This window comes from Acidobacteriota bacterium, assembly GCA_026393675.1.
GTDB lineage: Bacteria > Acidobacteriota > Vicinamibacteria > Vicinamibacterales > JAKQTR01 > JBAXOX01.
Genome location: JAPKZQ010000005.1, coordinates 80041 through 99405 on the forward strand (window position 1 = coordinate 80041; position 19365 = coordinate 99405).

Below are 19365 nucleotides of genomic sequence, written 5' to 3' on the forward strand. Positions count from 1 at the left end.
TGAGGCGGAGCGTTTAGAGGAGGCTGCACGCCTGGAATCCGCCCCAGATGATGGCGAGAAGCGTGAGAACAGTCAGTGCGGCCTTGACGACGTCGGCGGGTTTCTCGCGGCGGCCGCTTCCAACCAGTCGTCGCATCCGCATGCGGAGACGAGCGCCGCCGCCGTGGTGGCGATCAAACCGGCGGCTGCAGTAGAACGTGTTGGGATTGGTGGCCTTGGGTTCGGACCGCGGGACCGATGAATGTTGGTCGGCCGAAGCGGGTGCGCCCGAAAAATCCTCCCGGCCCTTCCAGCCCTTCCACCCGCATTTCGAGCACGTGAACTTACGCTGCCCGGTCAGCAGGTGCACGACGAACCCGAGCGCCTGACGGCGGCGCCGCCGAAGACGATGAGAGCCGCAGCGCGGACAGTGTGCCATGGTGACTACGCCGTCACTCGCGCGCCCGGTGCGCCGAGGTCTTGCGAATGGCGATGGCGCCAAGCACGCAGAAAAGCGCCGCGTTTCCAGGCATCTGCAGCGAGAACTCCACCACCTCCTGGAAGGCCATGGCCACGATTCCCGTGACGGCGCCCAGGCGAATCCAGTAGCCCGTCTGGTCGTCTTCGCCTTCCCTAAAGCGCTTCCACACCTCGCGAGCGAAGAGAAGGACCGTCAACACGACTGGCACGGCGACAAGCCAGCCCCCTTCGACGAGGATCTGCAAGTAGTCGTTGTGGGCCTCGATGTAGTGGGCCAAAAGGTCGTTCCGCTGGTAGAGCAACGTGGCCGTGCCGTAGGTGTTGAACCCCGCACCGAGCCACGGGAACATCTGGTGGATGCGCCAGGCGTCATCCCACGCAGGCGCGCGCCCGCCCATCTGCCAGTTCACATGCGAGAACCGCTCGGCAAGGGCGTCAATCCCGGCCCAGCTCACCGCGAGCACGAACACGAACAGCAGATAGCCGCTGAGCCATCGCTTCTTCGCCCTCGTCGCCTGGTGCCGCCACACGTTCGCCGCCGAGATGGCGAGCGCCAGGAGGAGGCACGACACGCCCGATCGCGAGAAGGTCATCACCAGCGCCATGCCCATCACGAGAACGGCGAATCCGACCAGCACTGTCCGGTTGGCCTGGTTGGTCGAGAACCACACGATTCGGCTGCGCCAGTCGCGCCGGACCCCTTGCATCCCCTTCGCGATCTGCGCCGAGAAGTACCCAATCGCCACCGGGATGGCGAGCAGCATCCACCCAGCGAAGTGATTGCGATTGATGAAGGGACCGAATGGACCAGCCCCGTGGTTGATGGGCTCCCAGAACCCGTACACCTTGCCATTCCAGAGCGCCTTCTGGATGATGCCGACGAGGGATAGGACGACGCCCAAGGCCGTCAGGCCAGGGACGATGGTGCGCACATCGAACCCATCGAGTCCTCTCGCCAGCCCCAGCAGGAAGATCCCGAAGGCGCCCAGCAGCGCCAATCCCGTCCAGGTCCTGGCCGGGTTGATGGAGATGGGGTGTTGTATGGGTTGTTGGAGCCCGAGGGCTTTTCCGCCCGCCAACACTTCCTGCGCGTACGCCACATCGTACTGCCGCAAGAACGCATCCGTCCCTGGGCTGACCTGCTGCAGCGTCGCCCGTTCGAGCGGCATCAGCTGGACGCCAATCGCCGCCGCCGTCACGAGGAGTCCCGCCAACACCGCGCCGCAAACGCCTCTCCTCACCGACGGAACTCGCCGCAGGAGCCCCCACACACCGACTACGACGCACGCCACCATCAACGGCCTGTACGCCCATTCGTACACCGCCCCAAAGGCCAGCGTCCCCCACGCGACGATCAACAGAACTGCCCACCCCATCCCGCGCATGATACCGCCCCCGACCTTACCTGCGTACACAGAAAGGGCCGCGAAGCGATGTCGCCGCGCGGCCATCGGATTTGCACCTTCCCCGGATCGACTGTTCGTCTCGACGCGCGGCGCGGACGCGTCTGGCGCGAGATGTGTGCCGGCACAAACACTCCCGGAGTGATTAGCTCGGAGTGGTTGTTCTACAGGTTGCCGTCGGGACGAAGCGCCACAAGGTACTGGTCCACCGGCACGCACAGGATGCCGTCGATGAGCAGGCGTTCGGATCCCCGGTACAACAGTCGCGTCTCAGCTTCCGGGTAGTCGCGCTTAAACGCACGCAACGCTCGCAGGTCTTCCGGCCGAACGCGGTTCGTGTGCTTCACTTCGATCGCCCAAAAGCCAGCGTCTCCGTAGACCACGAAGTCGACCTCCAGGCCGCCTGGTGTCCCCCAGTAGAACAGATCGGCTCGGCGCCGCGAGTAGGCGATCCACGCGCGCAGGTGCTGCGCGACCAGACCTTCGAGCGCGTTACCATCCGTGACGCCGCGGCCGTGGTCGAGCGGTCCCGTCGGCCGCAGTGACCTGAAGACCCCTGTGTCAAACAAGTAGAACTTCGGGTGGGCCGTCGTCGCCCTGGCCGCCCGGCGTGTGAACACGGGCAGTCTGAATGCGAGGAGCAGATCTTCCAGCACGCTGAGGTAACCTGCCGCCGTCTTCCGTTCGACCTGGCATTCGCGCGCCACGTTCGTCAGATTCAGGACCTCGGCATGCGAGAAGCTGATCGCTTCGAGGAACCGCGCGAAGGCGCCCGTGTTGCGCGCCCACCCTTCGAGTTGTACCTCTTGTTCGAGGTACAGCGTGGCGTAGGACCGGAGCGTGTCGTCCGGGTTCGGGGAGGACCGGACCAGCGGCAGCAGCCCGAGGTGCAGCGCGTCGTCGAGGTCGAAGGTCGGGAACTCGGCGGCCATGAACGGATGCAACGTGCGCAGGACGGCGCGGCCGGCAAGCAGGTCGACGCCGCCGCGTCGAAGTTTCCGCGCGCTCGATCCTGTCAGAACGAAACGCCGGGGTGAGGACGATTCGATCAGGCCGTGGACGACGTTGAGAAGCTCAGGCACCCGTTGGACTTCGTCAACCACGATCGTCGAGCCAGGCGGGGTGGCGGCGGCGAGCGCGGCCAGTCGTTCGGGGTGCGCACTGAGTTCACGGTAAACGTCCGGTTTCAGGAGATCGATTCGCAGGGAGTCGGGGAGCAGGTGCGTGAGCCATGTCGACTTGCCGGTGCCCCGCGGACCGAGGAGCAGACAGGAGCCCTCCGGGATGGCGAAAAAACGGGGCGCTAATTCCATAAATGGCTCACATTGGGAATTACCGATGCCATAAATGATAGCACTGATCCCGCTACCCACGCGTTGTTTTCGAGCGACCAGAGGCTCGCTGACATCCCGTACGCACGACGACCGCGCTCATGGTGGAACGCCGCGCCATCAGACAGGCGGCGCGAATCGGTTGAGCACGTGATCGCGTGAGGCGGCATGCCTGCCCTTCTGCCGCTCAGCTCGTAGTCGAGCTCCCGGAGTGATTGTTGCCTTGTTATGAAATATCTGCGGTACGCGCTGAAATATCATGATGGGGTCGGATGTCACTTGGGCCAACCGTCACTTGAGACAATCCAGCACGTCGTCTGGAGTCTGAATGTGGACGGCCGGGTTTCGCCGGCCACGCTTGACCCATAGGACCGGAACCACCTCCCGTCCGCGTGCCCAGGCGCTGTTGCGCGCCATCGACAGCAGCCGGTCTGTCTCCGCGCCGAGATCGACGGCGGCTTTATTCCACTTGGCCTCGCCGACCAGAACCGCTCGCCCATCGAGGGACTCGGCAACGACATCCACTTCCATTGGGCCACCATCGTTCCCCGTCCCCCACCAGCGGCGGGCCGGTCCCCATTCATACCCGCCAATCCCGGAAAACGGGACACTGGCCCTGGCCAGTTCTTCCCAGACCGCCGACACGTGCAGCGACAACTGCTTGTTGACTTTGGCCGCCACTGCCGCCACTCCGCCAACTTCCAGTTGCGACTTGTTCGGCTGCAGGAATCTAAAATGGAATAACAGAAACGGATCCGCGATCTTGTAGAGCGTCCTCCGGGTCGACTTGTCGTTCTCGCCGAATGGCGTTTCCCGTCGCACATAGCCAAGATCCACCAACTGGACCAGGGGCCGCATCAGGCTGCTTGCGGGCTTGCCAAGGCGTCCGGCGATCTCCGACAGCCGGTGACAACCTTGCCCGATGACCGACAGCAGGGAGTAGGGCTGAACCGCGCTCCGCATCTCGTCCAGGAGCAGTCCCATCGGTTCCTCGTGCAGCACACCGTTCCGGTGCAACACCAGTTCGCGAATCGCCTCCGCCAACCCATCGAATGACGAAGCCAGTTCCCAGTAGCGCGGCACGCCCCCCCAGACAGAATAGGCCTCCACCGCCTTCTCGCCATCGAGTCCCAAGGCGTCGCGAATCCATCCCGCTTTCAGGGGTTCAATTTTCAGAATCTCGAGCGCTCGTCCGTACAAGGGCGCGGTTCTGTCCAGGACCAGCCCGTGCATCATCCGCTGCGATGAACCGCATAAGACCAGGTTCAGATTCTTGGGCCCAGGGCGATCAATATACTTCTGCAGAATACTGGGCAACGCCGGAGACAATTGGACCAGATACGGAAATTCGTCGAGGCACAGCGAGATCCGCCGGTCGAGCCGATCGTTAAGGTTCAGCAGCAACGCATCCCAGGTGGCATAGCCGGCGGAGGAAAAAAGCGGCACGGCTTTGTCGACTTCCGCGGCCAGGTCCAGGATCTGCAGCGCCGGCTCTTTCTGGTCGGCCAGATAGTAGACGTCCCGGATTGAGATCACGTGCTGCAGGAGCGTGGACTTGCCGCAGCGCCGGCGGCCGTAGATGACAGCCAAGGCGCCCCCGGGGGCGTTCATGGCCCGTCGCAGCCGCCTTTGTTCATCCTCGCGATTGAGAAATGGTGCTGTCACGGAGTCGGCATACCTCCTTTATGTTTCTCGCACATTATGTTTGACAAACATATGTTTCAGCAAGTCGTAATCCGAGGTCCGCCCCACCTTACCTCCGTACGCAGAAAGGGCCGCGAGGCAGTGTCGCCGCGTTTTCAGGTCGCGAGGATCGCGGCGCGGTCGCGCAGCAGGTCGACGTAGCGCGTGCGGAATGACACGCCGAGCGGCGAGCGCGACACGAGATCGATCGCGCCGTCCAGCACGGCCGCGATGCGCGCCAGTTCCCGGGCGATCGATCGAGCCGGCAGCCCGCAGTACTTCCCGAACTCCTCCCAATGCTCGCGCCGCAACCCATCCTGCTTGCCGCCAACCGGCAAGGCAAGATGATCATCGGGCAGGACAAGTCGGGTGCACAGTAGATCGTAGGCGGGCGAGAGTTGGACGATGCCGTCGACCCCGATCAACAGCGAGAAGTTCTTCAGGTGCGCATCGCCGTTGCCCGTCCACCAGCAGAAGACCAGTTGACGGAAAAGCTTGAGACTCTCGATCGCCGGCTCGGTGGCGTATCGCCTGACCAGTCGCGCGCACAGTTCCGCGGACCCGTCGTACTTCCGTTTCGGCGGATATTCCGCCAACTGGCAGAAGTCCTCCTGACGCAACTTCTGGCCGGACTCCAGCCGATCGAAGCGGCGGGCCACGTACGCCATCGATCCGTCGGCCAGCGCGAGCAAGCCACACGGAGGGATGTTGATGCCTGCCATCTCCGCGACGCGCAGCGTCACCAGTTCGTTCTCCGGTAGCTCGGGAAACGTGGAGGCTTGCGGTTTGAGGATGAAACGGCCTGGACCGAGGGCGACCTGAAGCGTCTGCCTGTCGGCGGACAGGTTGACCGAAATCTTCCGTTGGACGCCAGACAAGGTCGTGCGGCCGACCATTGCGAGGCCAACCGTGTGAAGACGGGCAAGGTCGATGTCTACGGGTGCCGGCACGTCGGTCGAGCCGAAGAGCGATCGAAGACATCGAGTGTGATATTGACCCATCCCCTCGTGCGGGCGCAGGCAGATCAGGCAGATGCTCATCTGGCCTCCGCATCAGCCGCCACAATCGCATCGGCCGCCGCGTGGTCGTCCAATGTAACCACCACTCCGGGAGTGGTTGGTACAATCTCGACTGCCCCCACGCAGTCGGCGCACGTCGCGAGGAGCAGGCCGAAGGCATCGTCTGGCGAGATCTTGAGCTTGGTCGTGGAGAGCTGAAGCAGCCAACCTTCAGGCAAGAGGTTCTCGAAGAATGGGTGTAGCGCTTTGGAGTTGTAGGGCTCCGCCCGCAGTGGCAGCGTCAACGACACCGGCACGGCGTCGGGCCGGCTCAGCCATTCGGCGTCGTACACGAAACGCGTGTGTCCTTCGTCTATCTCGGAGAGTTCGCCGACGCGCTGCCCGTCGAGGCACACGACCGCCCGCCGCCCGCGCGAGTCGTCCTCCCGAGTCGAACCGATAGGGCTGTCCATCACTGCTCCGGCGTGGAGGTCTCACGGGCGGCTTTCGGGAGGTCCACCGGCCCCAGATGTTTGCCGAACGCTCGCAGAACCTGGTCGACCTTGTCCAGCCTGAGGGTCTGCTTACCGGCTTCGAGTTCCACGACGAAACGTTTGCCGACACCGGCGAGGTCGGCGAGGTCGTGCTGCGTCAGCTTCGCACCTCGGCGTCGTTGGCGAACGAAGTGCGCCACAAGAAGGCCCCGTTCGGGAACGTTATGCGGAGACATGAGGTGATTTTGCGATGGTTCACGTGCCAAGTCAAGTCAAATGTTCCTTGTCGGGCACATATTGCCGTTACCTCGCACAGCCCGTCCGTCTATAATTCTCCGTCTCCGACATGTAGTAGTTCGCGTAGTCCGACGCCAATCATTTTCCTTTCGCCTGACGGATTATGATCCATAACTGCTGTATAATCGTTCGCGACGAGAACGAAAACACAGCTTTTCAGGCTTTCGACATACAGGCTTCCCGGCCAGGACAGCCGACGGCTTGTGATCCTCACTGGCGCCAGGCAGACCGGAAAAACGACGCTTGCCCGGACCTGCTATGGCGGACTGCGGTACTTGAACCTCGACAGTATCGAGGAGCGAGAGTCTGTGCGGGAATTGAGGACGGCGGCCTGGGGCCGCACGGTTGGAGCGGCGTTATTAGACGAAGCTCAAAAGGAACCGTCGGTCTTCGAGAAGGTGAAATGGGCGTTCGACGCCGGGGAGATCTCGTTCACCGTCCTCCTCGGATCGTCTCGCCTGGCGTTGATGCAGCGCGTCCGCGAAACGCTCGCGGGGCGTGCGTTCGTCTTCGAGTTGTGGCCGCTCTGTGCGCTGGAGTTGCGACATTCCGCCGGCGAGCAGCCACCGCAACCGCTGGTCCACGATTTGGTCACCGGATCGGGCCTGATCGATGCGCGTCTCCGGGAGGAGCCGCCGGTACTTTTCGGCGACGAAGAGAACAGGCGGCGCGACTCGGTGGAGCACTTGCTCGCGTGGGGCGGCATGCCTGCCCTTCTGCCGCTCAGCGATACCGATCGTCGCGACTGGCTGCGTTCGTACCAGCAGACGTTTCTCGAACGCGACCTTGCCGATCTCGCGCGCATCGACGACCTCCATCCGTTCCGCAGGCTCGAGCGCCTGTGCATGCTCCGCTCGGGCGGACTGCTTTCCTACGCCGACCTGGGACGGGACGCAGGGATATCCCCATCGACCGCGCGACGGTACCTGGCGTATCTCGAGGCCTCGTGCCAGGTGCTGTTGCTGCCTCCCTACTCGCGCAACCTGACGAGCACCGTCGTGAAGGCGCCGAAACTCTATTGGATGGACGTCGGCCTTCTGCGGCAAGACACCCACCGCTGGGGCCCGGCGGACGGCGGCCTGTTCGAGACGATGGTGGTGGGAGAGCTGAAGAAGTGGTCGAGTGCGGCGGGAGTGGATGCGGAGTGGTTCTTCTATCGAACCCGGTCGGGACTGGAAGTAGACGTGCTGCTGGAAACACCGGCCGGCGTGATCGGCATTGAGATCAAGCATCGCCCCACTGCGGTCCGGTCCGACGCGCACGGATTGCTGGCCGTGGCCGCGGCGCTCGGCAGTCGCTGGCGCGGCGGCCTCATCGTCACGTCCGGCGGCCAACTCGAGTCGCTCGTGCCGGAGCAATCGATCTGGACCGTCCCGGTGCACCGACTGGTGTGATGGGCCGTCTCGCCGCAAGACAGCGCACGCCACCATCAGCGGCGTGTACGCCCAGGCGTACATCGCCCCAAAGCCAGCGCACCCCACACGACGATCACGAGAACTGAGCACGCCATCCCGCGCATATGACTGCCCTGCTCCTGTCGCCCGTATCCGGAATTTGACGTTTATCGCTTATCACTATACGCTATACACATGATTCGCTCGTTTCGAGACGCCGACGCCCAAAAGCTCTTCAACGACGAATTCTCCAGGAAGTATCAGGTCATCGAACGGGCCGCCCAGCGGAAACTCGCGGTACTCGACGAAGCGGAGACCCTGCAGGACCTTGCCGCACTCCCCGGCAACCACCTGGAAGCGCTCAAAGGCGGCCGGAAGGGGCAGCACAGCATTCGCATCAACGATCAGTATCGCCTCTGCTTTGTGTGGTCAGAGGCCCAGGCGACTGACGTCGAGATCGTGGACTATCATTAGTGGAGAACGCCATGCGCAAGCTTCTCGCCCCGATTCACCCTGGAGAGATCCTTCGGGAAGACGTGCTCAAGCCACTGAACATGAGCGTCAACCAGCTCGCCAAGTCGCTGGCGGTGGACGCCGCTCGTCTGAACGAGATCGTGCGCGGCCGGCGCGGGATCACCGCCGACACGGCTCTACGGCTTGCCCGATACCTCGGCACCACGCCAGAATTCTGGCTGAAGCTCCAGGTGCATTACGAGCTGCGCGTGGCGCGGCAAACGAAGCTCAAGGACATCGAGCACACCGTACGCCCGCGATCCGAAGCCGCGTAGGCGTCTTCCATGCTGCCGCACGCCGCCATTGGTACAAGCGACGGCCGCGCTCATGGTGGAACGCGGCCAGGGGTGCGACAGCGTGGTTGTCAGCTCGATTGATTGCCCAGGGTCTTCAGAAGATCCGCGAACCGACTCGAGCCCAGAAGTTCGGCCGGGTTGGGCGGCTTTGCGCCGGCCGGCAACAGATAGAGGCCACTGGCTCCGGTCTGGCGCAACACCTCGGTTGCCACTCAGCGTCCCGGTGCCTTCAGGATCCGCCAATCTCCACGATCGGTTCACCGCGCTGGAGCAGATCCAGGCCGTTCGGTAATCTCGCGGCGAGCACTGTGCGAAGTACGCGGTTCGTCGCGTTACCGCAGGTGACCCAAAGTACCTGAGCCGGAGGACTGAGCAGCGTCCGGGTCGGCGATGCCGCTCCAGTCGCGGAGGAACCACCGAAGTTCCTTGCGCAGCGCCTTTGTCACGTTCCTGAACCACGGGCGGATGATAAATCCATAGTGCAGGCGGCCAAGGATGTCGATCCATCGTTTTACGGTGTCCACCGACACGTTGATCTGGTTGGCCAGCACGGCGTAGACGAGTTGGTGGCTGCTCCGCTCGGCCAGGAGGGTCATGAGCGTCTCCATCGTGCCGAGGTCCTGGACGTGCGCCACGTCGCGCAGGTCCTCCCTGGAAAGTTGCTCCTGCCGCAGAGACCGCCACCGTCGCGAAAACCGCAAATCTCGGCGCAGGAACGGCTCGGGAAATCCGCCATGGTCGCACAGGGCTTGCCATTCCTCCTGGTCGATGGACGCGGCCGGCTGGACAATCCGGTCGGGCACGTGCGGGCGAAGCAGTTCGCCCGCCGACGCATTCGACCAGTCCTCGCGCTCCGCGTCCGTCATGGGCGGTAGCACGGTCACCATTAGCCGCGCGTTGCGGGAACATATCACGGGTAGCGCCCACACAATTTGAGTGAAATTATCAAAGTTATGCACAATTGATAACTTTCCTAATTTGCGTATACTTTAGCCGTGGACCCGATTACGAATCCCTTCGCCCCTGGTGCAGGCACGCCGCCTCCCGAACTCGCAGGCCGCGATGATCTACGCGAAACCGTTCGCGTGGCCATCGAGCGCGTACGCCGAGGTCTACCCACGAAGAGCCTCTTGATGGTGGGGCTTCGAGGGGTGGGCAAGACCGTGTTGCTCGATCGGATGAGAAATGACGCCGAAGGGGCTGGCATTCAAACCTTGCGCGTAGAAGCACCTGAAGGTCGTTCGCTGCCGGCAATTCTCGCCCCGCAATTGCGTCAGGCCCTGTTGAGGCTTTCTCGGAACGAGCAAGCCAAGGACTTGGCTCAACGGGCGCTTCGAGCGCTAGCAGGATTTGCCAAGGCCCTGAAGGTGAAATATGACGACATCGAGGTGGGATTGGACTTTGATCCCGAACCTGGCCTCGCTGACAACGGCGACTTGGAGCATGACCTGCAAGCGCTGCTGGAATCGGCTGGATTGGCCGCACAGAAGGCCGGAACGGCCATGGCGATCTTTGTGGACGAATTGCAGTATGTAAGAGAGGCGGAACTCGCGGCCCTCATCACCGCACTGCATCGCACAGCGCAGGGACGGCTTCCTGTCGTGTTGATCGGCGCAGGGCTGCCGCAGTTGAGGGGCCGAATGGGTCGCGCCAAGTCCTATGCGGAACGACTGTTTGATTTTCCTGAGATCGGTCCACTGACTCCCGACGCAGCGAGACTCGCCATCGCAAAACCGGCGAAAGACCAGGGCGTCGAGGTGACGCATGAGGCATTGGACGGCATCGTAAAAGAGACCCGCGGCTACCCCTATTTTGTGCAGGAGTGGGGTAAACATGCGTGGGACGTCGCCGGCCGGTCCCCGATCACGATCGAGGACGTTGAAGACGCCTCGAAATCTGCCATTGCCGCACTCGACGAGAGTTTCTTTCGCGTCAGATTTGATCGGCTCACGCCTGCCGAGAAGAAGTACCTCCGAGCGATGGCTGAACTCGGTCCCGGCCCACATCGGTCAGGAGACATCGCTGGATCGCTGCGACGTGAAGTGACCTCGCTCGGTCCGACGAGGAACCAGTTGATCGCCAAGGGCATGATCTGGAGTCCGCACCACGGTGACACGGCCTTCACCGTCCCCCTGTTCGACGAGTTCATGCGCCGGATCATGCCCGGTGACGACTGGGAGAATTAGTCGGCTACCGTATTTCCTTTGCGCCTGACCGCCCGCCCCCTCGTCAGGCCTTCGGCGTCTCCGCCGTGTAGTAGTTCGCGTAGCCAGACGCCAATCATGTTCCTTTCGCCTGTTGGATCTGCTCAACAGCGCGGTCGGCCGCCTTGGCCTGACCCGCGAGCCCCTCAGAGCAGTTGACTGAGCAGCGTCCGGGCCGGGACGACGCAGGGATGGGACTCTGCGAAGCAATCAACGGGCTGGAAGGGCAGGTCCACGACCACCTGAAAGGCATGGTCCGCGCGCGTCTGCGCCTGGAAGTGGGCCAGCGCCGGCGAGAGCGCGGCATCGCTGCGCTTCACCTCAACCAGGAACCACGGCTTGCGGTCACGCACCACGACGAAGTCGACTTCGCGTTTCGCCTTATCGCGCAGGTAGCGGAGTTCAAAGTCGCCGAATCCCAGATCTGTCCAACCTTCCACGGCCTTTAGCAGATGGCACCCCACCATCGTCTCGGCGCGATCGCCCGGGTCGGCGATGCCGCTCCAGTCGCGGAGGAACCACCTGGGTTCCTTGCGCAGCGCCTTTGTCACGTTCCTGAACCACGGGCGGATGGTAAATCCATAGTGCAGGCGGCCAAGGATGTCGATCCACCGTTTTACGGTGTCCACCGACACGTTGATCTGGTTGGCCAGCGCGGCGTAGACGAGTTGGTGGCTGCTCCGCTCGGCCAGGAGGGTCATGAGCGTCTCCATCGTGCCGAGGTCCTGGACGTGCGCCACGTCGCGCAGGTCCTCCCTGGAAAGTTGCTCCTGCCGCAGAGACCGCCACCGCCGCGAAAACCGCAAATCTCGGCGCAGGAACGGCTCGGGAAATCCGCCATGGTCGCACAGGGCTTGCCATTCCTCCTGGTCGATGGACGCGGCCGGCTGGACAATCCGGTCGGGCACGTGCGGGCGAAGCAGTTCGCCCACCGACCAGGGATGCATGCGGTATAGCAGGTAGCGACCCATGAGGCTATCGCCGCCACGGCGGTAGAGATCAAGACGCGAGCTGCCGGTGACCAGTATTCGGACGCGATCGCCATAGGTATCGAAGAAGCCCTTCAGCAGCGCCTTCCATTTCGTGTGTTTGTGCAGCTCGTCCAGAACCAGTACGGGCGGGGTGGCGCGAAGATGATCCAGCCCTGCGGCTTGGGCCAGCGCGGCGGGGCCGCGCAGGATCGTCCGCCGGTGGTCGGCGTTGTCCCAGTTGAGATAGACGTCGCCGGCCGCTCGGCATGCGGTGGTCTTGCCCACCTGGCGCGGACCGCTCACAAGGGCCATCTGACGGTTTCGTTGAAGGTGGTCGAGGATGATGGCGGTGTAGAGCCGTGGACGAGTGGTCATCGGGACCATTATCGTGCATATCGCTGTTTGGTCCAGCTCAAATTACGATGGTCGCGATATCAGGAACGCCATAACCGGCTTGCGGCGTCCAGTTTCCTTCAGCCGCGAGAGGCTCACTGACATCCCTTAGAGACGACGGCCGCGCTCATAGTGGAACGCGGCCATCGGCTCATGCCCTCATCAGATCACAACTGCGGCGCCATGGCGATCAAAAGATGTGTAGGATCTTGAGCTCCGGGAGGGATTAGACCAGGACGATGCGTCGGGTGACGTCGTGGAAGAACGCCCGCGACCACAGTGTGAGCGCGTTTGGATCCGGCACAAACGGCAATACGTCCGCTCGCGCCTGTTCGAGATTGAGCGTGTCGATCGCGCGGTCCATCAACCTGCGCCACTCGGTCGCGTTAAGGGCCTGCTCCAGGGGCCAATGACCGCTCTGCACCATGCGTGCCTCCAGATGCGCCAGATGCAGTTCCGGGTGGCGCGCGGCAAACCACACCAAGTCGTACCAGTCGCGCCCTTTGACGCGAGTCTTCCACCGGCGGCACAGCAGCGCGTGCATCTTGCCCGCGAACAGGTCCGGCAGCCCGTAGACGCGAACCGCAAACGGAATCGGCGACAGTAGGTATCGCACGTCGGTGTCGAATCCGGGCGGAGGGTCGGTGTCGACCTCGATCTTGATCGTCAGCACCTGATCTCGGTGGATCGTGCGGGTGATGGTTTCGGGTGCGTTGATCGAAACGAGCTCGCGCAGCGTGTGCGTCTTGAGGAAGGCAGAGTGGATCGCCGAACGGCGGGTCGATCCGGGCTTTTCGTGTGCGCGGACGTCGAAGCCAAAGGCGCGCAACTCCGTCTCGACGGCGGCCATGTAGCGCGCGAGTGCGAACCCCGGGGTGGGCGCCAGGAGCGAGAAGTCGAGATCTTCCGAGAACCGATCGAGTCCGTGCAGGACGCGCAGCGCCGTGTCACCGTAGAACGCCGCGTGCTCGTAGAACTTGTTGCGCCAGAGTCCGAGCAGCGCCAGTTCCTGCAGCACTTCGCGAAGCGCCGTGACATGGTCGGCCGGCGTGATGGGCCGGTGGCGAGCGATCATCTGGCGGACCAAGTCATTCACGTGTGATCACCTCCGCCAGGCGAGCGAGGCGTCGGGATGGCCATTGCGACGCGAGGTCACCGACCAGGCCCGCGTCGAGCGTGGCCAACTGATCCATGTTGATGCGGAGGTCGTAGGCCATGGCGGTCTGGAACGCGCTTCGCGATCGAGCGGTCAGGCCGCGGGACGCGACGATGGTGTCGCACAGGGCCTTCTCGCGCGAGGCGACGAGGAAGGCCCTGTTGGCACCCGTTTCGACGAGCGTCACGCCAACCGGAAAGACAGCGTGGGGCACCGGTCGGTAGCTGAAGCGCGCGACTGGCGTGTCGAACGTGCGCGATTTGCCGAAGGTGGCGGAGGTGATGGTGGTGACTCGCTCGGGGATGAGGCCGTAGTAGCTGAGCGCATATTCAAAGGACACGTAGGAGGGCCCGCTGATGAGGTTGGCCAGCAGCTCCACGCAGTACGGCAGGCGCCGGTAAGTCGGGCCGAAGATGTACAGGCCCTTCTTCACTCGGATGATGGCGCCGGCGTCGAGCAGGCGCGTGGCCCGGTCGCGCGGACGGGCGTAGTGGCGGAGACCCTGCAGGAGCGTCTGATAGTCGAACTCTTCGAACGGGACACTGGCGCGCAGAGCGGCGATCATCGAGTCATACCCGACTCAAACATACCAGTACGTCTGTGATTTGTCGACATACTGGATATAATTGGACGCCGCTCAAGGCGGTGAGATCCGCAGGGCGGACGGTGTGCGATGGCGGTCAATCGCCTTCCATATGGCCACTAAACCGGAATCGACGTAGGCGGCGACTAGGTGCGACCGGCGCGGTTTGCACATGGGGCCGTCAGTCAGTGGCACCCGCTGTCCATGCCATCGTGCGATCACACGAGAGCCTTCATGACGGCCTCGGCGTCGATCACATGCACGCCATGGTTGGTGACCGTCGCACTCGGCGCCGGCCTGGGCACGAACAGAACGCGCCGCGTCTGCGGGAGCAATCCCGGTGGCAAGGGTCGGGCAAGCAGCGCCCGGGCCAGGCGCTCGATTTCGGCATGGCCAAGTGGCTTGCTGGACCACTTCACCTCTCCGACCAGCGTGGCGTGTCCACCGGTGGTTGTCGATACCACATCCCACTCCGGTTCGCGGCCCTGCCACCAGCGTCTGCCAGGCATCCATGTGTCATCCGGCTTCGTGTCTTCACACAGGGCGGGCAGTCTTGGCACCGCGCTTCGGCACAGCGTTTCCCACGTCTCGGCCTCGAGGGCGTCTTTCAGCCGCTGCCACACGGCCAGCCGGGCGCCGTGCGGGGCACTTGCCAGCGTTGCGCGATGGGGCGCAACCACGTGGAACCAGAATCGGAAGAACGGGTCAGCAATTCGATAGATCGTGCGGCGACTGCTCTTTTCGGACCGACCAAAGGGGATCTCCCGTTGCACCAGGCCCAGGTCGACCAGCCGACCCAGCGGGCGGCTGAGGGACGTGGCGGGCTGGCCAAGGCGTCCGGCGATCTCGGAGAGACGGTGGGCCCCGCTGCCAATGACGTCCAAAAGAGGTCTCAGCGCGACTGCGGACGGCATCTCTTCCAGCAGGAGGCGATCGGGTTCCCGATGGAGCGGCCCAAGCGGATCCAGCACGAGCTTTTCCACCGCCTGGTCCAGGTTGACGTGGAAGGGCTCGGCGAGTTCCCAGTAACGCGGGATCCCTCCCCACACGGTATAGGCCTGCACCATCTTCGCCGGCTCGTCCAGTCCCAGCGCCTGTCCGATCCAACCGGCAGGAAGCGGCTGCAAGGGGAACGCCTCCAACGCGCGCCCGTAGAGCGGGGCGCTGGCGTCCAGCACCATCCCCTGCATCATGCGCTGACTCGAGCCGGCAATCGCCACCAGCAAGCCGCCCGAAGACGACTCCTGGTCGATCCAGTTCTGCAGGATGCTGGGCAGTGTTGGCGAAGACGCCACGAGGCAGGGAAACTCGTCGAGCACCAGCGGCCCGCGCCAGTTCGCCGTGCGGGCGTCTCGCGAGAGGCGGCGCAGCAGTGGCAGCCAACCCGGATAGTCGCTGTCACTGAACCCTTGCAGTCGCCCGGCGATCGCCTCGGCGAAGTAGCGCCGTTGAACCGGCTCGGCCGACTGGTCGGCGACGGTGTAGACCCCGTTGTGGCGATGGCACCACTGCGTCAGCAGACGGGTTTTGCCGACGCGACGGCGTCCCCACACGGCGACCAGGCCCGCCGCGCGGCGCGCGACCAACCCGTCCAGGCGGTCGAGTTCATTCCGACGGTCGAGGAAGTCCATGAATGAACATTATGCCACGCATCATTATGCTCAGTAGCATAATCACGAGGACGTCTTCGGTTGAGCTGGGGCACCGACCTCATCGTCACGTCCGGCGGCCAACCCGAGACGATGGTGGTGGGAGAACTGAAGAAGTGGTCGAGTGCAGGTGGAGTGGATGTGGAGTGGTTCTGCTACCGGACCCGGTCGTGTGAAACCAGGTGTCGGCCACGCCATGGTGCTGATGGGGTGTGCCGTCAGGATCCCGCAATCTCCACGATCGGTTCACCGCGCTGGAGCAGGTCCAGGCCGTTCGGTAAACTCGCCACAAGTATCGTGTGAAGCATGCGGTTCGTGACGTTACCACAGGTGACCCAAAGGACTTGCGGCGGTGGGCCGAGCCTGGTGACCATGTCGACGAAATCCTCATCCTTGGAGACGATCACGTGACCAGCCTCGCGGAGCGCGGCGAAAATTCGTGCGTCGTCGGCGTGCCTGAGGCCAATCGCGTCGAGGTTGCTGGCTTCAACATCGAACCGGCCCGCGATCCAAGCGGCAAGGGCCGGCGGCAGCTGGGCGTCGATCCACAGTTTCACGCAGCAGCCCGAGGGATCGCCGTGCGACGAGCGGCAAACAACAGGCACGCGGGGACGTCGTCGGGTTCCAAGTCGGGAAAATCGGCCAGAATCTCGTCAGCCGACACACCCGCAGCAAGCATCTCGAGAATGTCGCTCACGCGGATCCTGAGGTGCCGCACGGTAGGCCGGCCTCCACATCGACCTGGGTCCTGCGTGATTCTTGCGAGGAGCTCAATTGAGTCCATGTGCCAACCTTCCGCCACCGTCTTCGTGGCCGTCACGACTATCCTAGCCCTTTCATTTCCTTCGAGCCAGCGGAAGCTGGTTGACATCCCGTACGCGCGACGCCCGGCGAGTTCAAATGCGCGGCCATCGGTTTTGCGACAGTTGTTACACGCGGTGGATGTCGGTCCAGGGCACGGCAGCGGCATACGACCGGGGCTGATGTTGGTCGCCGCCGTAGATGACGCGGCGCTCCACCGCGCGCTCAGGCCAGGCGGTCTTGGCGATCTCGTCGAAGGCGCGCAGGCCGTCGAAGGCGTCCGCGGTGATCGTCGCGCCCGACTTGGCTTCCACCACCAGGAGCGAATCCCCTCCGTCCACCACGACGTCGACTTCGCGGCCACGTCGAGCGCGAAATCGAGCAACTGAACCTGCGGGACGTGCGCAAACTTGCGGGGAAGACGCAGGCCGATGTGGCGAGAGCCACAGCGGTAGCGCAGGGCGAACTGTCCAGGCTCGAACGGCGTCAGGATCATCGTGTGTCGACGCTCCGGAAGTACGTCGAAGCCCTCGGCGGGGAATTGCAGATCGTGGCGCAGTTCGGAAACCGGAGCGTTCGGCTGAAGGGCGTGTAGGGAAGCCTCTAAACACTCCGCGCAGGGAGTGATTATCTCGTTCGGGCGACGTTGCTTCGGCGACCGTCGAGCGTTCGCCCTGCTGCACGCGTTGTGTCTGTTCGCCGGCCCGCCAACCGGCTTTCGGCAACGCGATGTCCGGGCGCACGTCGCGGCCCTCCAAGGCCTGACACTCGTGCAGTACGGCTCCGGCGCGCTCAGCTATGATCTGCGTCGGCTGCGCCTCCACCAACTCATCGAGCGGATCCCGAAGACGCGCCGCGGGATTCGGCTATCAGGTCCGTGCCTGTCGTGGCCAACACGTGATCCCCATAGATGGCCAGCAGCCGCGCCGCAAAATCTGGCCGGACAACGCGTGTCCGGCGATTCGGGGGCGACAGAATGGCGACCGGCTCATTCCGCCGGCGCACTTCCACTGATTCGCCGCCCGCGACCCACGACAACACGGTGGTGGTCGCGTGTTTCAGTTCCCGGATCGTCGTGGTCTTCATTGTGTGACACATTATCGTGACACATCTGTGATGTCAACGGCCTGGTGACGGCGCCGGTCCATCGTGATCGCATTCTGCTTGATCATGATCGCCGTGCTGCTGATGTTGGTCGACATGCGTGAACAGCACACCAACGTCTACGTCGCTTCCCGGGCCAGCAGCTCCCCGGGCAGCCGAGCCGAACAGGACGGCAAGCGTGATGCCCGGGACGTGCTCGAGCAGACGCGTGAGCGGAGACGTATCGGTCACAGGACGCATGATAGCTTGCCACGCGGGCCTGGGATAGTCGTTGCAACGGTGCCGCGGAGGCCGACATCGTGGCCTGGACGGGTGACCGGCGGTCGGCCGGGCGCCGTCGACGAGAGCATCAGGATGCCGGCCGATGGACCCGTATCAACTGGCCCGCGACTGTGGCGACATCGGCGATCGCCCGGTCAATCCGCTCAGCCTGGCCAACGACATCGGCGTCCTGGGTGCATACGACGATGCCCGTGTGGGAGGCGTTCTGCTGATGCAAGCGAATGAAGTCGCGCCGGTTCAGGGTGAGGACGACACGCTTCCCCAGCTTCCGCCGTCGTTAAGACGTCATGCCCGTGCGCGCGCAGGGCTTGGACCACGGTCAGCGGGAAATTCTCGTTGGCATAAAACGCTGCCACGTTCAAGCCGCCTCGTTGCTGGTGATGTCCTGCTCAACCTCGTCTCGATGGGCCTCCACGTACGCCCAAGCCCCGACCAGATCTACGGCGCGCAGCGCTGGAAAACTCTCGAGCAATTGCGCCTCTCTCCAGCCAAGTTGTCGGTAACGTTCAAGAGTCCAGACGGGAATCCTGGTGCGCACGATGCACGCCGAGCCCCCGGCTACGCCTGGATTACGCTCAATTCCGGGCCAGACGTCGGCGACCTGAAGCGCTAGCATCCTGAGCGCTTGAACCTTCTCAGTCGGACTGAGCGCTGCCAGCTGGGCTTCGAAATTCCTCAACGGCGTCGACATGTTTCTACTTGGCAGCATGATACATCCGAATCGTCGCCTCCGGCGGCCAACTCGAGCGGGTTCATGCCGAGATCGGGAGGTCCCAACTGCGCTCGTTGCTGATGCGACGTGCCGCGAAGAGAAACGCAGCGGACAGCCCCTCACCTGACAACTGTGGATACTGCGCGAGGATGTCGGTATGGGTCGCGCCGCTGGCAGCCAGTTCCAGGAGAAACTCGACGCTCAGTCGCGTGTTTCGCACACATGGCTTCCCGCCGAGGATTTCGACATTTGTTACGATCCACGCTTCGGTCATAGCGGCACCTCGTTCCAATTTGGTTATGATGCCACAATCCCGGCCCGCCGCGCCCCTCTTCAGGCTTTCGGCGTCTCCGACGTGTAGTAGTTCGCGTAGTCCGACCCCAATGATCTTCCTTCGCCTGCTGGATCTGCTCGACCGAGCGGGAGTCCCGCCTGACTCGTAATGGAGTGGATTAGAGGGAATAGAGGAGTCGTATGAGCGACGACAATTAGATCTGCCGCCCGTGTTGCCTCAACAATAGATGTTACCCGAGCTCCCCACTCATTTCGTACCGGACGGGCACGCCGGTCTGACGAACGGCGGTCTAGAGCAATGCGCCGGCTGCGCCGGCGACAACCGCTCCTGACCACGGGGCGCGACGC

General features: G+C 63.5%; 23 protein-coding genes and 2 pseudogenes. 5 read left to right on the forward strand and 20 right to left on the reverse strand.

Annotated elements, in window-relative coordinates:
• Positions 1–13 precede the first annotated feature (13 nt).
• The 7 genes from NT151_02685 to NT151_02715 form a co-directional block, all read right to left on the reverse strand.
• Positions 14–418, reverse strand: coding sequence for a hypothetical protein (locus NT151_02685; protein ID MCX6537834.1), 405 nt, complete (start codon positions 416–418; stop codon positions 14–16).
• A 13-nt stretch (positions 419–431) separates the two neighbouring features.
• Complete coding sequence (locus tag NT151_02690) at positions 432–1910, reverse strand: O-antigen ligase family protein (protein ID MCX6537835.1); 1479 nt, start codon at positions 1908–1910, stop codon at positions 432–434.
• Between the two features lie 116 nt (positions 1911–2026).
• Positions 2027–3175: an AAA family ATPase gene (locus NT151_02695; protein MCX6537836.1), complete on the reverse strand. Its 1149-nt coding sequence runs from the start codon at positions 3173–3175 to the stop codon at positions 2027–2029.
• Between the two features lie 309 nt (positions 3176–3484).
• Positions 3485–4858 carry an ATP-binding protein gene (locus NT151_02700; GenBank protein MCX6537837.1) on the reverse strand — a complete coding sequence of 458 codons (1374 nt, stop codon included), beginning with the start codon at positions 4856–4858 and terminating at the stop codon, positions 3485–3487.
• A gap of 134 nt (positions 4859–4992) precedes the next feature.
• Positions 4993–5916 carry a HipA domain-containing protein gene (locus NT151_02705; GenBank protein MCX6537838.1) on the reverse strand — a complete coding sequence of 308 codons (924 nt, stop codon included), beginning with the start codon at positions 5914–5916 and terminating at the stop codon, positions 4993–4995.
• Positions 5913–6347 (reverse strand): HipA N-terminal domain-containing protein, encoded by a 435-nt coding sequence (locus NT151_02710; protein MCX6537839.1) that lies wholly within the window; start codon positions 6345–6347, stop codon positions 5913–5915. Before NT151_02710 ends, NT151_02705 begins: the two co-directional genes overlap by 4 nt.
• Positions 6347–6604 carry a helix-turn-helix transcriptional regulator gene (locus tag NT151_02715; GenBank protein ID MCX6537840.1) on the reverse strand — a complete coding sequence of 86 codons (258 nt, stop codon included), beginning with the start codon at positions 6602–6604 and terminating at the stop codon, positions 6347–6349. Before NT151_02715 ends, NT151_02710 begins: the two co-directional genes overlap by 1 nt.
• Before the next feature lie 264 nt (positions 6605–6868).
• Between NT151_02715 and NT151_02720 the strand changes: the two genes are divergently transcribed.
• From NT151_02720 to NT151_02730, 3 genes are all read left to right on the forward strand, one after another.
• Positions 6869–8059, forward strand: coding sequence for an ATP-binding protein (locus tag NT151_02720; protein ID MCX6537841.1), 1191 nt, complete (start codon positions 6869–6871; stop codon positions 8057–8059).
• 195 nt (positions 8060–8254) lie between these two features.
• Positions 8255–8533, forward strand: a complete 279-nt coding sequence (locus tag NT151_02725) for a type II toxin-antitoxin system RelE/ParE family toxin (GenBank protein ID MCX6537842.1) — start codon at positions 8255–8257, stop codon at positions 8531–8533.
• An 11-nt stretch (positions 8534–8544) separates the two neighbouring features.
• Positions 8545–8847: a HigA family addiction module antitoxin gene (locus NT151_02730; GenBank protein ID MCX6537843.1), complete on the forward strand. Its 303-nt coding sequence runs from the start codon at positions 8545–8547 to the stop codon at positions 8845–8847.
• 353 nt (positions 8848–9200) lie between these two features.
• Here the strand turns inward: NT151_02730 and NT151_02735 are convergent, their stop codons facing one another.
• On the reverse strand, positions 9201–9755 hold the full coding sequence (locus NT151_02735) for a DUF4143 domain-containing protein (GenBank protein ID MCX6537844.1): 555 nt from the start codon (positions 9753–9755) through the stop codon (positions 9201–9203).
• A 108-nt stretch (positions 9756–9863) separates the two neighbouring features.
• Between NT151_02735 and NT151_02740 the strand changes: the two genes are divergently transcribed.
• On the forward strand, positions 9864–11054 hold the full coding sequence (locus NT151_02740) for an ATP-binding protein (protein MCX6537845.1): 1191 nt from the start codon (positions 9864–9866) through the stop codon (positions 11052–11054).
• Positions 11055–11218: 164 nt separating this feature from the next.
• On the opposite strand, the gene NT151_02745 is transcribed toward NT151_02740, so the two are convergent.
• From NT151_02745 to NT151_02775, 7 genes are all read right to left on the reverse strand, one after another.
• Complete coding sequence (locus NT151_02745) at positions 11219–12418, reverse strand: AAA family ATPase (protein MCX6537846.1); 1200 nt, start codon at positions 12416–12418, stop codon at positions 11219–11221.
• A 244-nt stretch (positions 12419–12662) separates the two neighbouring features.
• The gene (locus NT151_02750) at positions 12663–13532 is read right to left on the reverse strand and encodes a nucleotidyl transferase AbiEii/AbiGii toxin family protein (protein MCX6537847.1); all 870 of its coding nucleotides are present in this window, start codon (positions 13530–13532) and stop codon (positions 12663–12665) included.
• Positions 13525–14157, reverse strand: coding sequence for a hypothetical protein (locus NT151_02755; GenBank protein MCX6537848.1), 633 nt, complete (start codon positions 14155–14157; stop codon positions 13525–13527). The genes NT151_02750 and NT151_02755 overlap by 8 nt, the downstream gene beginning before the upstream one ends.
• A 236-nt stretch (positions 14158–14393) precedes the next feature.
• Positions 14394–15806 carry an ATP-binding protein gene (locus NT151_02760; GenBank protein MCX6537849.1) on the reverse strand — a complete coding sequence of 471 codons (1413 nt, stop codon included), beginning with the start codon at positions 15804–15806 and terminating at the stop codon, positions 14394–14396.
• Positions 15807–16042: 236 nt separating this feature from the next.
• On the reverse strand, positions 16043–16381 hold the full coding sequence (locus tag NT151_02765; GenBank protein ID MCX6537850.1) for a DUF5615 family PIN-like protein: 339 nt from the start codon (positions 16379–16381) through the stop codon (positions 16043–16045).
• Positions 16378–16608, reverse strand: a complete 231-nt coding sequence (locus tag NT151_02770) for a DUF433 domain-containing protein (protein MCX6537851.1) — start codon at positions 16606–16608, stop codon at positions 16378–16380. Before NT151_02770 ends, NT151_02765 begins: the two co-directional genes overlap by 4 nt.
• Positions 16609–16753: 145 nt before the next feature.
• Positions 16754–16942, reverse strand: a complete 189-nt coding sequence (locus NT151_02775) for a hypothetical protein (GenBank protein MCX6537852.1) — start codon at positions 16940–16942, stop codon at positions 16754–16756.
• Positions 16943–17025: 83 nt separating this feature from the next.
• On the opposite strand from NT151_02775, the gene NT151_02780 reads away from it, so the two are divergent.
• Positions 17026–17220 carry an XRE family transcriptional regulator gene (locus NT151_02780; protein MCX6537853.1) on the forward strand — a complete coding sequence of 65 codons (195 nt, stop codon included), beginning with the start codon at positions 17026–17028 and terminating at the stop codon, positions 17218–17220.
• A gap of 233 nt (positions 17221–17453) precedes the next feature.
• Here the strand turns inward: NT151_02780 and NT151_02785 are convergent, their stop codons facing one another.
• From NT151_02785 to NT151_02805, 5 genes and pseudogenes are all read right to left on the reverse strand, one after another.
• Positions 17454–17711, reverse strand: coding sequence for a hypothetical protein (locus NT151_02785; GenBank protein MCX6537854.1), 258 nt, complete (start codon positions 17709–17711; stop codon positions 17454–17456).
• A gap of 159 nt (positions 17712–17870) precedes the next feature.
• A pseudogene (locus NT151_02790) lies at positions 17871–17969 on the reverse strand (hypothetical protein).
• 109 nt (positions 17970–18078) lie between these two features.
• Positions 18079–18367 (reverse strand): annotated as a pseudogene (locus NT151_02795) (hypothetical protein).
• Between the two features lie 2 nt (positions 18368–18369).
• The gene (locus NT151_02800) at positions 18370–18702 is read right to left on the reverse strand and encodes a DUF433 domain-containing protein (GenBank protein ID MCX6537855.1); all 333 of its coding nucleotides are present in this window, start codon (positions 18700–18702) and stop codon (positions 18370–18372) included.
• A 61-nt stretch (positions 18703–18763) separates the two neighbouring features.
• Positions 18764–18997, reverse strand: coding sequence for a DUF433 domain-containing protein (locus NT151_02805; protein MCX6537856.1), 234 nt, complete (start codon positions 18995–18997; stop codon positions 18764–18766).
• Between the last annotated feature and the right edge of the window lie 368 nt (positions 18998–19365).

Coding starts and splice junctions, on each gene's coding strand:
- NT151_02760 (MCX6537849.1), bottom strand. CDS start 15,806: ATGGACTTCCTCGACCGTCGGAATGAACTCGACCGCCTGGACGGGTTG.
- NT151_02785 (MCX6537854.1), bottom strand. CDS start 17,711: ATGAAGACCACGACGATCCGGGAACTGAAACACGCGACCACCACCGTG.
- NT151_02805 (MCX6537856.1), bottom strand. CDS start 18,997: ATGACCGAAGCGTGGATCGTAACAAATGTCGAAATCCTCGGCGGGAAG.
- NT151_02685 (MCX6537834.1), bottom strand. CDS start 418: ATGGCACACTGTCCGCGCTGCGGCTCTCATCGTCTTCGGCGGCGCCGC.
- NT151_02730 (MCX6537843.1), top strand. CDS start 8,545: ATGCGCAAGCTTCTCGCCCCGATTCACCCTGGAGAGATCCTTCGGGAA.
- NT151_02695 (MCX6537836.1), bottom strand. CDS start 3,175: ATGGAATTAGCGCCCCGTTTTTTCGCCATCCCGGAGGGCTCCTGTCTG.
- NT151_02690 (MCX6537835.1), bottom strand. CDS start 1,910: ATGGCCGCGCGGCGACATCGCTTCGCGGCCCTTTCTGTGTACGCAGGT.
- NT151_02770 (MCX6537851.1), bottom strand. CDS start 16,608: ATGGACTCAATTGAGCTCCTCGCAAGAATCACGCAGGACCCAGGTCGA.
- NT151_02745 (MCX6537846.1), bottom strand. CDS start 12,418: ATGACCACTCGTCCACGGCTCTACACCGCCATCATCCTCGACCACCTT.
- NT151_02735 (MCX6537844.1), bottom strand. CDS start 9,755: ATGGTGACCGTGCTACCGCCCATGACGGACGCGGAGCGCGAGGACTGG.
- NT151_02800 (MCX6537855.1), bottom strand. CDS start 18,702: ATGTCGACGCCGTTGAGGAATTTCGAAGCCCAGCTGGCAGCGCTCAGT.
- NT151_02705 (MCX6537838.1), bottom strand. CDS start 5,916: ATGAGCATCTGCCTGATCTGCCTGCGCCCGCACGAGGGGATGGGTCAA.
- NT151_02755 (MCX6537848.1), bottom strand. CDS start 14,157: ATGATCGCCGCTCTGCGCGCCAGTGTCCCGTTCGAAGAGTTCGACTAT.
- NT151_02725 (MCX6537842.1), top strand. CDS start 8,255: ATGATTCGCTCGTTTCGAGACGCCGACGCCCAAAAGCTCTTCAACGAC.
- NT151_02715 (MCX6537840.1), bottom strand. CDS start 6,604: ATGTCTCCGCATAACGTTCCCGAACGGGGCCTTCTTGTGGCGCACTTC.
- NT151_02710 (MCX6537839.1), bottom strand. CDS start 6,347: ATGGACAGCCCTATCGGTTCGACTCGGGAGGACGACTCGCGCGGGCGG.